General features: G+C 64.8%; 11 protein-coding genes. 8 read left to right on the top strand and 3 right to left on the bottom strand.

Annotation, left to right across the window (positions count from 1 at the left end; translation table 11 throughout):
* Window positions 1–147 precede the first annotated feature (147 nt).
* Window positions 148–972 carry a DUF2865 domain-containing protein gene (locus QX041_RS27785; RefSeq protein ID WP_315826184.1) on the top strand — a complete coding sequence of 275 codons (825 nt, stop codon included), beginning with the start codon at window positions 148–150 and terminating at the stop codon, window positions 970–972.
* Window positions 973–1,067: 95 nt separating this feature from the next.
* Here the strand turns inward: QX041_RS27785 and QX041_RS27780 are convergent, their stop codons facing one another.
* The gene (locus QX041_RS27780; RefSeq protein ID WP_315825855.1) at window positions 1,068–1,499 is read right to left on the bottom strand and encodes a hypothetical protein; all 432 of its coding nucleotides are present in this window, start codon (window positions 1,497–1,499) and stop codon (window positions 1,068–1,070) included.
* Between the two features lie 139 nt (window positions 1,500–1,638).
* Here QX041_RS27780 and QX041_RS27775 point away from each other — a divergent pair, with 139 nt between their 5' ends.
* The 4 genes from QX041_RS27775 to QX041_RS27760 all read left to right on the top strand — a co-directional run bounded on the left by QX041_RS27775 (window position 1,639) and on the right by QX041_RS27760 (window position 5,910).
* Window positions 1,639–1,887 (top strand): hypothetical protein, encoded by a 249-nt coding sequence (locus QX041_RS27775; protein WP_316167262.1) that lies wholly within the window; start codon window positions 1,639–1,641, stop codon window positions 1,885–1,887.
* A 218-nt stretch (window positions 1,888–2,105) separates the two neighbouring features.
* Window positions 2,106–4,613, top strand: coding sequence for a glycogen/starch/alpha-glucan phosphorylase (locus QX041_RS27770; RefSeq protein ID WP_316167260.1), 2,508 nt, complete (start codon window positions 2,106–2,108; stop codon window positions 4,611–4,613).
* A 126-nt stretch (window positions 4,614–4,739) separates the two neighbouring features.
* Window positions 4,740–5,099 carry a hypothetical protein gene (locus QX041_RS27765; protein ID WP_316167258.1) on the top strand — a complete coding sequence of 120 codons (360 nt, stop codon included), beginning with the start codon at window positions 4,740–4,742 and terminating at the stop codon, window positions 5,097–5,099.
* Entirely contained in the window at window positions 5,089–5,910 is an 822-nt protein-coding gene (locus QX041_RS27760; protein WP_316167257.1) for a thioesterase family protein, read from the top strand. Before QX041_RS27765 ends, QX041_RS27760 begins: the two co-directional genes overlap by 11 nt.
* 254 nt (window positions 5,911–6,164) lie before the next feature.
* Here QX041_RS27760 and QX041_RS27755 read toward each other — a convergent pair whose 3' ends face one another.
* Both QX041_RS27755 and QX041_RS27750 read right to left on the bottom strand, forming a co-directional pair.
* Entirely contained in the window at window positions 6,165–7,778 is a 1,614-nt protein-coding gene (locus QX041_RS27755; RefSeq protein WP_316167255.1) for a phosphoenolpyruvate carboxykinase, read from the bottom strand.
* A 679-nt stretch (window positions 7,779–8,457) separates the two neighbouring features.
* Entirely contained in the window at window positions 8,458–9,183 is a 726-nt protein-coding gene (locus QX041_RS27750; RefSeq protein ID WP_316167253.1) for a HugZ family protein, read from the bottom strand.
* 218 nt (window positions 9,184–9,401) lie between these two features.
* Between QX041_RS27750 and QX041_RS27745 the strand changes: the two genes are divergently transcribed.
* From QX041_RS27745 to QX041_RS27735, 3 genes are all read left to right on the top strand, one after another.
* Window positions 9,402–10,103, top strand: a complete 702-nt coding sequence (locus QX041_RS27745) for a response regulator transcription factor (protein WP_006611449.1) — start codon at window positions 9,402–9,404, stop codon at window positions 10,101–10,103.
* Window positions 10,104–10,325: 222 nt separating this feature from the next.
* Window positions 10,326–12,131 (top strand): sensor histidine kinase, encoded by a 1,806-nt coding sequence (locus QX041_RS27740; RefSeq protein WP_315825852.1) that lies wholly within the window; start codon window positions 10,326–10,328, stop codon window positions 12,129–12,131.
* Entirely contained in the window at window positions 12,128–12,589 is a 462-nt protein-coding gene (locus QX041_RS27735; RefSeq protein ID WP_315752232.1) for an HPr kinase/phosphatase C-terminal domain-containing protein, read from the top strand. Before QX041_RS27740 ends, QX041_RS27735 begins: the two co-directional genes overlap by 4 nt.
* The last annotated feature ends 106 nt before the right edge of the window (window positions 12,590–12,695 follow it).

The raw sequence follows: 12,695 nt of genomic DNA, 5'->3' as shown, positions 1-12,695 counted from the left end.
CTCATTTACCAACGCCCGTTAAGGTTACCGCAAAGCTGATGGCGCCATGCCTTGGGCAAGGCACGTTCGATCGCACATGATCGAGCGACGCGGGTTGCCGCGTCACGGCGTGGCTTTGCGGTGAAGATCCTGGCGATGGAGCGGGCGTTGCGTAGCGTGTTGTCGTTTCGGCGGAGGTCCCGCCACGTCGCTGTCGCGGCGACGGTCGGCCTCGTCGCGGCTGGCGCGCTGGCGCCGCGAATGGCGTCGGCCCAGGGCCTGTTCGACTTCCTGTTCGGCGGCTTCACCAAGCCGCAATCGCAGCGGCCGGCGGCGCAAGGCAGCTTCTTCGCCGATCCGTTCGGCACCAACCCGCAGGCCCCCGCCCAGCCGCGCGCCGCGAGCGGCGGATCCGGCGCGGCGTTCTGCGTGCGCGTCTGCGACGGCCGCTATTTTCCGCTGACCCGCGGCCTCGCCTCGCCGGCGCAGATGTGCCAGGCGTTCTGCCCGGCCAGCCCGACCAAGATCTATTTCGGCTCCAACATCGACTACGCCACGGCGGCGAACGGCGAGCGCTATGCCGACAGCGAGAACGCGTTCGCCTATCGCCAGGCGCTGCGCGCCGACTGCACCTGCAACGGCCGCGATCCGGCCGGGCTGGCGCCGGTCGATCTGTCGCTCGACACCTCGCTGCGGCCCGGCGACGTGGTCGCGACCAGCGACGGGCTCGTCGCCTATTCCGGCCCGCGCGGCGGCGGCAGCCAGCCGGCCGACTTCAAGCCGGTCGCCTCCTATCCCGGGCTGAACTCGGACATGCGGGCCAAGCTGAGCGAGATGAAGGTCGCACCGGTGCGCGCCGAGATGCTGGCGGCCGATGCGCTCGCCGCGATGCCGCCGCCGGAGGCCAGCGCCAGCAATGTCAGCGTCGCGCCGCCGCTGACGATCGCGCCGAAGCCGGCCACCGGCCGCGCCAAGCGCGCGGATGTGGATTGAGCCCGGACTCGTCATTGCGAGCGCAGCGAAGCAATCCAGAGTCCCGCACACCACCCTGGATTGCTTCGCTGCGCTCGCAATGACGGAATGCTGACCTAGCGCGCGACGATCACGCCGATGACGTTCGGCGCTTCCAGATATTTCTCCTCGATCGCCGCCCGCGCGGCGGCGCGGTTGTCCGGCGTCAGCAGGCCGCGTTTCTCGGCCAGGATCATCCAGCAGAAGCCCCACCAATCGGTCAGCATGCCCTCGTCGTCGACCAGGTCGTAGCCCTGCTCGGCGGCGAAGATGCGCGCCCGCGCCTCGTCGAGGCCATCGAGGAAGGTGTGGTCGGTGGCCGAGAACAGATCGTCGGAAATGTCGTCGGTGGTGTAGCCCCAGACCGACATGCAGACGGCGTTGAAGGCGCGGTCGATCTGGTCGTCGTCGATGGCCCGCCGCCGCGCGGCCTTGTGCAGCCGCGTCAGGCTGCGCGCGAAGTCGGCAATGCGGGTCAGGGCCAGGGGATCGAAGGCGATATTGGACATGGGTGTCCTCGCGGGATGCACTGATGCCGGGGGGCTGGCGGATCGAATCGCTGTCAGGATAAACGATCGCTTGCTAAGTTGTTCTTAATTTGTTCCTAGCCGATTGTCCATCCCTTCTCAAAGGAGGCGCGCCGCTCTCATGGAGAATTCCAACACCGAAACCGATGCAGCCCTGCGCAAGCGTCTCGACTGGCTGCTGCGCGGCCTATGCGTGGACTGGGGCTTTTGCAGCCGCCTCACCGCGGACGACCTGATGCTGGACGGCCAACCGCCCTCTCCGCAGGCGTTCGCCGCGGCCGTGCTGCGGGCCGAAGGCATGAACGCGGAATACGAGCCGGATTGGCGCCGTCGGATCGAGCAGATGTTCGTCGCTCGCCTCACAAGGTGAGTCTGGATCCCGGCTTTCGCCGGGATGACGATGGGGAGAGCCCTCAACTCCACGACGCACCTGCACCATCCTAGCGCGTTCCGCCCCCGGAACTCCGGCCCCGTTTTTGCATCATTTTCCATCACCTTGCTGTGCGGACCAGCCTTTCCCCGGGTTTCGGACCGCGCGCAACCATCGTATGCTTTTACCGGTTCCTCGTAGCATCACAGGTTTCCAAGGTGACAGATCAGCCGTCCCAGCGCAGCTTCGTAAGCACCGGCCAGCCCGTCGACGAATTGGCGGTCGCGGAGATCAAGAGCGACATCCTGGCCAAGCTTCGCCTCGCCATCGGCAAGGAGGCGAGCCAGGCGACGCAGCAGGACTGGTACCACGCCGCGGCGCTGACCTTGCGCGACCGCATCGTGCATCGCTGGCTGACCGCGGACAAGGAGAGCTACGACGCCGGGCGCAAGCGGGTCTATTATCTCAGCCTCGAATTCCTGATCGGCCGTCTGTTCACCGACGCGCTCAACAACATGGGCCTGATGAAGGTGTTCGAGACCGCGCTCGGCGATCTGGGCGTCGGCCTGATGGACCTGCGCAAATGCGAGCCCGATGCCGCGCTCGGCAATGGCGGCCTCGGACGGCTCGCGGCGTGCTTCATGGAGAGCATGTCGACCTTGCAGATCCCTGCGATCGGCTACGGCATCCGCTATGATTTCGGCCTGTTCCGCCAGGTCATCGTCGACGGCTGGCAGCACGAATATCCCGACGTCTGGCTGTCGTTCGGCAATCCCTGGGAGTTCCAGCGCCCCGAGGTGGTCTATCACGTTCATTTCGGCGGCGGCGTCGAGCACATCGACGACAAGGGCCGGGCTCGCGCGATCTGGCATCCAGGCGAGACCGTGCAGGCGGTGGCCTATGACACGCCGATCGTCGGCTGGCGCGGCCAGCACGTGAATGCGCTCAGGCTATGGTCGGCGCGCTCGCCCGATCCGCTGAAGCTCGACGTGTTCAACTCCGGCGACTATCTCGGCGCCTCGGCAGAAGAAGCGCGCGCCGAGGCGATCTGCAAATTCCTGTATCCGAACGACGAGAGCCCGGCGGGACGCGAGCTGCGGCTGCGCCAGGAATATTTCTTCGTCTCGGCTTCGCTGCAAGATCTCGTCAAGCGCCATCTCGGCTCCGACGGCCAGTTGCGCAGCCTGGCGCAGAAGGCCGCGGTGCAGCTCAACGACACGCACCCCTCGCTCGCCGTGGCCGAGCTGATGCGGATCCTGGTCGACCTGCACAATTTCCGCTGGGACGAGGCGTGGAAGATCACCATCGCGACCTTGTCCTATACCAACCACACGCTGCTGCCCGAAGCGCTCGAGACCTGGCCGGTCGAGCTGTTCGAGCGGCTGCTGCCGCGCCATCTCGAGATCATCTATCGCATCAATGCGCAGCATCTCGCGCTCGCCGAGCAGCGCGCACCGGGTGACATCGACTACCGCGCCTCGGTGTCACTGATTGACGAGAAGAGCGGCCGCCGCGTGCGCATGGGCCAGCTCGCCTTCGTCGGCTCGCACCGCATCAACGGCGTCTCGGCGATGCATTCCGACCTGATGAAGGAGACCGTGTTCCACGATCTCAACCATCTCTATCCCGGCCGCATCACCAACAAGACCAACGGCATCACTTTCCGCCGCTGGCTGACCCTCGCCAATCCCAAGCTGACGAACCTCTTGCGCGAGGCCTGCGGCGACGCCGTCGTCGACGATCCGACCTTGCTCTCGAGTCTCGAGAGCTACGTCGCCGACGCCGGCTTCCACCAGAAGTTCCGCGCCGTGAAGCACCACAACAAGGTGCAGCTGGCGCGTCTGATCGGCGAGCGCATGAACGTGCGCCTCGACCCGGGCGCGCTGTTCGACGTGCAGATCAAGCGCATTCACGAATACAAGCGCCAGCTCCTGAACATCCTCGAAGCGGTCGCGCTGTATCTGGACATCAAGGACGACCCGCAAGCTAACTGGGTGCCGCGGGTGAAGATCTTCGCCGGCAAGGCGGCGGCGAGCTACCGCTATGCCAAGCTGATCATCAAGCTGATCAACGACGTCGCGGAGGTCGTCAATAACGATCCCGCGATCGGCGGCAAGCTGAAGGTCGTGTTCATGGCCGACTACAATGTCAGCCTGGCGGAAACGATCATTCCCGCAGCCGACCTGTCCGAGCAGATCTCGACCGCCGGCATGGAGGCGTCCGGCACCGGCAACATGAAGCTGGCGCTGAACGGCGCCCTTACCATCGGCACGCTGGACGGCGCCAATATCGAGATCCGCGACAATGTCGGCGCCGACAACATCGCGATCTTCGGCATGGAGGCCGACGAGGTCATGCTCCGCCGCAAGCAGGGACTGGACGCGTCCGACGTGATCCACCGGTCACCGCGGCTGGCGCGCGCGATCGATGCGATCGCGTCCGGCGCGTTCTCGCCGGACGAACCCGGCCGGTTCGAGCCGATCGCCCATGCGCTGCGCCATCTCGACCACTACATGGTTTCGGCCGATTTCGATTCCTACTACGAGGCCCAGCGCGGCATCGATGCGCGCTGGCAGACCGTGCCGGCCTGGACCCGCGCCTCGATCCTCAACGTCGCGCGCATGGCCTGGTTCTCCTCCGACCGCACCATCCGCGAATATGCCGACGACATCTGGAACGTGCCGGTCGGGCTGGCGATGGCGCCGGTGCAAGCGCAGCGGGCGTGAGCGGTGAGACCTACCCGTCGTCATTGCGAGCGAAGCGAAGCAATCCAGGGCCGAACAAGAACACTGGATTGCTTCGTCGCAAGGGCTCCTCGCAATGACGGCAGAGATCGAGAGTAGTCACTGTAGATGCAAGAGCGCGAATATGTCAGCCCCGACGGCCAGCTGAAGTTTCTGGTCATCTGCCCCGACGGCGATCTGACCATGGGGTTCGATGGCTACCCCTGGCATACCCACGGCAGCATCCTGGCGGACCTGTCCGGATTGAGTGAGGCCGAAGCCACCGAGCGCCTGGTGACCGACCTCATGACGAATATCAGCGTCATCACGGTCCGGCGTATCGGCGGCAACATCACAGACGCCTGGATCTCGGATGATCCATCCGATGATCTTGCAAGCTATCAGCAATACGGCGAACCGACCGAAACGATTGAATTTCGGCGGTGGGACGGCACGCCAGTCGAGGTGCAGACGAACCATGCCTCCTGAAAGCACGAGCCACCTGTTCGACGAGGCCACCGGCGTCACCGCCGGCGACAGCCGCTGGCAGGGAAGGACCAGCCCGGATTACTGGGCGTTCGTCGGCCCGTTTGGCGGCGTCACGGCGGCGACCGTGCTGCGCGCGTTGATCCAGCATCCGCAAATTCAGGGCGATCCGCTGGCGATGACGGTGAACTATTGCGCGCCGATCGCGGAAGGGCCGTTCGATCTCGACGTGCGGCTGGTGAAGGCCAACCGCTCCTCGCAGCATTGGTGCGTCGAGCTGAGCCAGGGCGACTCTGACGCGGCGACGCTCGCCACCGCCGTGTTCGCCGAGCGCCGGCCGTCCTGGTCGCATCAGCCGGCCACAAAGCCCGAGGCGCCGCCGTTCGATCAGGTCAAGCGACATCCCGACACGAACATGTCCTGGACCAAGCAGTACGATTTCCGCTTCATCGAGGGCCGTCCAGCGTTTGGTGCATCGTCGTCGGGGGAGCCGCACAGCAGCTATTCCCGGCTGTGGATCTCCGACCGCAAGCCGCGCAAGCTCGACTGCCTATCGGTGCTGTCGATGTCGGACGCCTTCTTCGGCCGCGTCTTCCACGCCCGCGGCGAGCTGGTGCCGTTCGGCACGGTGTCGCTGACGACCTATTTCCACGTCAGCCGGGACGAGCTCGCGGCCGAGGACATCACGCACGTGCTCGCGACCGCCGACGCCAAGATTTTCAACCGCAGCTATCAGGACCAGCATGGCGAGCTATGGTCGCCGTCCGGCCGGCTGCTCGCGACGACGACGCAGATCGCGTATTTCAAGGCGTGAAAGCCGGGACGCAAGCCAAGAAAACGGCGTCGTCCCGGCCTTGAGCCGGGACCCATAGCCACCGTCGCCAGTTTTGGAAGGCTGGAGCGACCAACACGCCTCAACCACGCCGTCCTGTGGTTATGGGTCCCGGCGTTCGCCGGGACGACAGCTGTGGGTATGGCTTGAGCTCGCGCCTCTCGTGCATTGAACGGGGCGGAGCGGGAAAATGTGGGGTCAGCCGCAATGCGACCGCCCCCTTGACGTTTGCAGCCCTACTCCGCCGCCAGCTTCAGATCCGGCGCGGCGTTACGGACCTCGGCATCGACCTGGGCTTCGAACTTGGCAAAATTCTTCTGGAACATGCCGACCAGCGCGCGCGCAGTCTTGTCGAACTCGGCCTTGTCCTTCCAGGTGTTGACCGGGTCGAGGATCTCGGTCGGCACGCCCGGCAGCGCGGTCGGCACCGCGAAGCCGAAATATTTGTCGGTGCGGAACTCGACGTTGCGCAAGCTGCCGTCGAGCGCCGCCGTCAGCAGCGCGCGCGTCACCTTGATCGGCATGCGCGAGCCCGTGCCATACTTGCCGCCGGTCCAGCCGGTGTTGACCAGCCAGCAGTCGACATTGTGCTCGGCGATCAGCTGCCGCAGCATGTTGCCGTAGACGGACGGATCGAGCGGCAGGAACGGCGAGCCGAAGCAGGTCGAGAATTCCGGCTGCGGCTCGGAGCCCAAGCCGCGCTCGGTGCCCGCGACCTTGGCGGTGTAGCCGGACAGGAAATGGTACATCGCCTGCGCCGGCGAGAGCTTTGCGATCGGCGGCAGCACGCCGAAGGCGTCGGCGGCGAGCATCACGACGTTCTTCGGATGCGGCGCGCGGCCGGTGCGCGAGGCGTTCGGGATGTAGTCGAGCGGATAGGCCGAGCGGGTGTTCTCCGTCTTGGAGCCGTCGTCGAAATCGGGAACGCGCGTATCCTCATCGAGCACGACGTTCTCGAGCACCGCACCAAACCGGGTCGACGCCGCATAGATCTGCGGCTCGGCTTCCTGCGACAGCTTGATGCACTTGGCGTAGCAGCCGCCCTCGAAGTTGAACACGCCGGACGGTCCCCAACCATGCTCGTCGTCGCCGATCAAGGTGCGGTTCGGATCGGCCGACAGCGTCGTCTTGCCGGTGCCGGACAGGCCGAAGAAGACAGCGGTGTCGCCGTTCGAACCGACATTGGCCGAGCAGTGCATCGGCATCACGCCGCGTTCGGGCAGGTAGTAGTTGAGCGTGGTGAACACGCTCTTCTTCATCTCGCCGGCATAATAGGACCCGCCGATCAGGACGATCTTGCGGGCGAAATCGATCGCGACGACGTTCTGCGAGCGCACGCCGTGGCGTTTCGGGTCGGCACGGAAGCTCGGCATGTCGATGATCGTGAGCTCCGGCACGAAGGTGTCGAGCTCGATCTTCTCGGGGCGGATCAGAAGCGTGCGGATGAACAGCGAATGCCAGGCGAGTTCGGTGAAGACGCGCGTCTTGATGCGGAAGCTCGGATCGGCGCCGCCATAGAGATCCTGCGCAAACAGGGTCTTGCCTTCGGCGTGCTTGATGAAGTCCTGATGCAGCGCCTCGAACTGCGCGGGCGTGATCGCCTGGTTGCCCGCCCACCACATCTTTTCGGTGGAGGCGTCGCGCACCGTGAACTTGTCCTTCGGGCTGCGGCCGGTGAACTCGCCAGTATCCGCGCACAGCGCCCCGTCGGCCGACAGCACCGCCTCGCCTGCCGCCAGCGAATACTGATAGAGCTGGGGAGCGCCGAGATTCCAGTGCACCTGCTTGAGGTTCTTTAAGCCGAACTTGTCGGCACCGAAGGCGCCGTTGCGAATACCCGTCTCTTGCACGAAGATCCCTCCTGAGAGCCCGCATCTGTTGCGCGCAGTCGCGCGCGTTGCGCGGTGACCGTTGCCGTTACATCGCCTTATCGAAGCGCGGTCGCCGACCTAATACTGATCAACGCTGGTCTTGCCAAGACGATCCGGCCCAATTGGTTATTGGCAAACCGTGATGTACGTAGCTCATGTTTTGCCGCGCCATGCACATTCCAGCAGCAGCCGCCTGCGCCCCGCGGAGTTGCTGCAACGCAACAGATATATCAGCGCGTTTGGGTTTCACGAGAACGACGAACGACGCTCAAATCGACGAATTCGCGCCGGCAAGCGAAGACCAAAACGAAGACCGAGCATCCGGCCAACGCCCGTCGCAGCGCATCGCTGCAACCGATCAAGGGACGCCGCCCGAGCCGACGGAATGCGTCGGTGATCAGCCGTGTCGTCGCCCACCCGATCAGCCAGCTTCCATTCACGATTGCCTCGCGCTTGCGGGATCACTTAATCCGATTCTCCCGGCCGCGACGTCAATGAGCTCACTCGCGCCCACGCCATGGGTTTGCGCGGCGCTCACCTTCTGCTGGACGGGGAGCGTGCACATCGAGCTTCACCGCAACTGCGTTCATGCGTGAACTTTGTCGTCTTTCGTCACGAGAGGATGAACACAGCCATCAAAGCGGGCTCGAACTACACCTCACTTCGCGCGTGCCTCGTCAGCAAGCCGCACAAGCATCTTGCGCAACGCCCCGGGCGTGGTTACGCGCTCGGGAAACCCGAGCCGTAGCGTCTTGCCGTCGGCCATCAGATCCAATCCTTCCGGGTCACAGCCGCTACACCGCCACTCCGCGGCTTCGGCGCCGAGCAGCTTCGTCGCGTAGAGGGCGAGCGCCTCGCGGTGATCTTCGTTCATGTGATCGACAGCGCCCTGCTCTGCCAGAATCAGTTCATCAGCATCGGAGATATCCGTGTGAAACTGCTCGGGCTTGAGATCGACGATGCGGCCGAATCCGGCGACGAGATGCGCGCCTGACGGACGAATCACGAAGAACGAGAAGTCGGCGAAATCCGCATAGTCCGCAGCGGACGGATGCGCATTGAGATACCGACGGCGCATCATCTCGCGATTGTCGTCGGTGGCCTGCTCGGCCTTGCCCGACAGCATGATGCGAGTTCCCTCCAGCGGATCGCCCGGCGCCCGTTCATCGAGCATCAGCGATACGCGCGAATCGGCAAGTACATTCCTGGTGTGTACAGCTAATCGCGAGATCAGGATGATCGGAGCACCATCGGACGCGGTGGCGACGTTGACGAGGGAGCAGTAGGGATCGCCCGTACCAACCATCAAGGTCGCAAGTGCGCCCTGCCGGCTTCGGCGCAGCAGGGATTGCGTCACGCGGTTAGGGTTAAAGCTCGCAGACATCGTCTTTTCCCTCGTCCATCCAGTTGCAATGAAGGCCTTTTTTCGGCTAAACGGGCCACAAACCTGGGCGCGGCACAAGACTTTGCCATGGTATTTGTGGAACTCGGTCACACTTCAGCCCAGCTTGCATTGCTCGTTGACCATGTTCGAAGCCCAAATATGCGGCCCTTATCTTGATTCTCGAAGTCTCGGCGTAACCAGACTCTGAAAGCAGGCTCATGCCCACAATCGCCTTGGTCGATGACGACCGCAACATTCTGACATCCGTCTCCATCGCGCTCGAGGCCGAGGGTTATCGGATCATGACCTATACCGATGGTGCGTCGGCGCTCGACGGTTTTCGGACCAGCCAGCCTGACCTCGCCATCCTCGACATCAAGATGCCGCGCATGGACGGCATGGAGACGTTGCGGCGGCTTCGCCAGAAGTCCGACCTGCCGGTGATCTTCCTCACCTCCAAGGACGAGGAGATCGACGAGCTGTTCGGCCTGAAGATGGGCGCGGACGACTTCATCCGCAAACCGTTCTCGCAGCGCCTGCTGGTGGAGCGCGTCAAGGCCGTGCTGCGCCGCTCGCAGCCGAAGGATCCGACGGCTCTGCCGAAGGAGAACGACGCCAAGGCGCTCGATCGCGGCCTGCTGCGCATGGATCCGGAGCGTCACACCTGCACCTGGAAGAACGAGCCGGTCACGCTGACCGTCACCGAGTTCCTGATCCTGCAGGCGCTGGCGCAACGTCCGGGCGTGGTCAAGAGCCGCAATGCGCTGATGGACGCGGCCTATGACGACCAAGTCTATGTCGACGACCGCACCATCGACAGCCACATCAAGCGGCTGCGCAAGAAGTTCAAGATGGTCGACGAGGAGTTCGAGATGATCGAGACCCTCTACGGCGTCGGATATCGCTTCAAGGAAACCTGAAGCCCTGCGGCAAGGGACCTGAAGCATTGCCTTGCGCGACGTCATGCGAAATTGCGCGCTGACGTCGCGGTCTCGATTGGATAGGCTACGCCTCCTGCGCGTTTGTCCGAGCGCAGATGCCGGAACGGGGCCATTGTTGCGGCGAATTCGGGTGCGGCAAGTCGAGTTCTCGCGGGAATTCGCCGCACAACCCCTACGAAATTCGGAATCGGAGCACTCACATTGCTCGATCGCACGCAGCTTGACCCAGCCGTGAATGCCCACGACGCCGCCGCCGCGATCGCGTCCGAGGCGGCGGAGGAGACCCCGCAGGTCTCCGGCTGGCAGCGTCCGCTGAGCTGGCTGCGCCGCGCCGGACAGTTCCTGTTCGCGCTGTCGTTCTCGAGCCTCACCCGCCGCATCGTCTCGCTGAACATCGCCGGCCTGCTCGCACTGGTTGCAAGCATCCTGTACCTGTCGCAGTTCCGCGCCGGCCTGATCGACGCGCGCGCGCAGAGCCTCCTGGTGCAGGCCGAGATCATCGCCGGCGCCATCGCCGCCTCGGCCACGGTGCAGACCAACACCATCACCATCGATCCCGAGCGCCTGCTCGATCTCAAGCCCGGCGAGAGCTACGGCGCGCCGGACGAATATTCGCCGCTCGACTTCCCGATCAATCCGGAACGCGTCGCGCCGGTGCTGCGCACGCTGATCTCGCCGACCAAGACGCGCGCGCGCATCTATGATCCGAATGGCGGGCTCCTGCTCGACAGCCGCAACCTGGAGAACGTGCTGCGCTTCGACCTGCCGCCGCCGTCGAGCGAGAAGCCCGGCTTCGTCGAGCGTGCGCTGATCTCGGTCCGCACCTGGCTCAATCGCGGCGACCTGCCGCTGTACCGCGAATATGGCCCCGAGAACGGCAACGGCTACGAGGAAGTCGCGGACGCGCTGAAGGGCCAGAAGCGCAGCATGGTGAGGGTCAATTCGCGCGGCGAAGTGATCGTTTCGGTCGCGGTGTCGGTGCAGCGCTCGCGCACCATCCACGGCGCCCTGATGCTGTCGACACAGGGCGACGACATCGACCAGATGGTCACCGCCGAGCGTCTTGCCATTCTGAAGGTCGGCGGCGTCGCCTCCGCCGTCATGATCGTGCTGTCGCTGCTGCTCGCCAGCACCATCGCCGGTCCGGTGCGCCGGCTCGCCGACAGTGCCGAGCGGGTCCGCCGCCGCATCAAGACCCGCGTCGAGATCCCCGACTTCACCCGCCGCCGCGACGAGATCGGCCATCTCTCCGGGGCGCTGCGCGACATGACGGACGCGCTCTACAACCGCATCGAGGCGATCGAGATGTTCGCCGCCGATGTTGCCCACGAGCTCAAGAACCCGCTGACCTCGCTGCGCTCGGCGGTCGAGACGCTGCCGCTGGCGCGCAACGACAACAGCCGCGCCCGCCTGCTCGCCGTGATCGAGCACGACGTGAAGCGGCTCGACCGGCTGATCTCCGACATTTCCGACGCCAGCCGGCTCGATGCCGAGCTGCAGCGCCAGGACATGACCCTGGTCGATCTGCGCCGGCTGCTGAACACGCTGACCTCGGTCGCCAACGAGACCAAGCTCGGAACCGACGTCACCGTCGAGGTCCGCTTCGAGGGCCGCGGCGCCAACGACACCTTCTCGGTGCCCGGTCATGATTCGCGGCTCGGCCAGGTGATCTCCAACCTTCTCTCGAACGCGCAATCGTTCTCCGCGGCCGGCGGCAAGGTGCGCATCACCTGCCGGCGCGTGCGCTCGGAGATCGAGATCACCGTCGATGATGACGGTCCCGGCATTCGCGAGGACGCCCTGCAGCGCATCTTCGAGCGGTTCTATACCGACCGGCCGCACCAGGGCTTTGGCCAGAATTCCGGGCTCGGCCTGTCGATCTCCAAGCAGATCATCGACGCCCATGGCGGGCGGATCTGGGCCGAGAACCGGCCCGGCCCTGTTGACGCCGACGGACATCCGACCTCGGCCGGGGCTCGCTTCGTCGTCCGGCTGCCGGCGTCGTGACGAACGAAACGGCGAGCATCCATGCGTCTGCCGTCCAGGTGGGGGAGCAGGCCGTCCTGATCCGGGGCCCCTCCGGTTCCGGTAAATCCCGACTCGCCTTCGATCTGATCCTCGCCGGACGCGCGGGACAGCTGCCGCCAACGGTTCTGGTGGGCGACGACCGTGTTCATCTCGCCACACGCGGCGGGGAAATGTGGGTGAGCCCCGCGCCCGCTCTGGCCGGGCTGATCGAGATCCGCGGCCTTGGAATCCGCGCCTGCGACCATGTGTCGGAGGCGAAACTTGGGCTTGTGGTTGACCTGATGGCCGAGGACGCTGCCCGCCTGCCGAACGCCGAATCGCTTCGGATTCATCTCAACGGTATCGAATTGCCACGGATACCTGTCGGCCCGGGCTTCTCACCCCTCCCGCTGGTTGCAGCGGAACTAATTACCACTCAAGCTTTCATGTTCCGGTAATCTTTCGGCCGATTGTGTGGGGCAAATTGGTAACCATATCAGCCCCACTATCGCGACCGAGTAGACCGCCGCCCCCTCCCATTCTGTATGCCAGAATCCGGGAGAC

Origin of the sequence: Bradyrhizobium sp. SZCCHNRI2009, assembly GCF_032485115.1 — a bacterium.
GTDB lineage: Bacteria > Pseudomonadota > Alphaproteobacteria > Rhizobiales > Xanthobacteraceae > Bradyrhizobium.
Note: the sequence above shows the minus strand (reverse complement) of the source record. Positions and strands in the feature narration are given on the sequence as shown.

Excerpts from the sequence above, each read along its gene's own strand:
- QX041_RS27780 (WP_315825855.1), bottom strand. The coding sequence starts at position 1,499 with ATGTCCAATATCGCCTTCGATCCCCTGGCCCTGACCCGCATTGCCGAC.
- QX041_RS27775 (WP_316167262.1), top strand. The coding sequence starts at position 1,639 with ATGGAGAATTCCAACACCGAAACCGATGCAGCCCTGCGCAAGCGTCTC.
- QX041_RS27765 (WP_316167258.1), top strand. The coding sequence starts at position 4,740 with ATGCAAGAGCGCGAATATGTCAGCCCCGACGGCCAGCTGAAGTTTCTG.
- QX041_RS27760 (WP_316167257.1), top strand. The coding sequence starts at position 5,089 with ATGCCTCCTGAAAGCACGAGCCACCTGTTCGACGAGGCCACCGGCGTC.
- QX041_RS27750 (WP_316167253.1), bottom strand. The coding sequence starts at position 9,183 with ATGTCTGCGAGCTTTAACCCTAACCGCGTGACGCAATCCCTGCTGCGC.
- QX041_RS27745 (WP_006611449.1), top strand. The coding sequence starts at position 9,402 with ATGCCCACAATCGCCTTGGTCGATGACGACCGCAACATTCTGACATCC.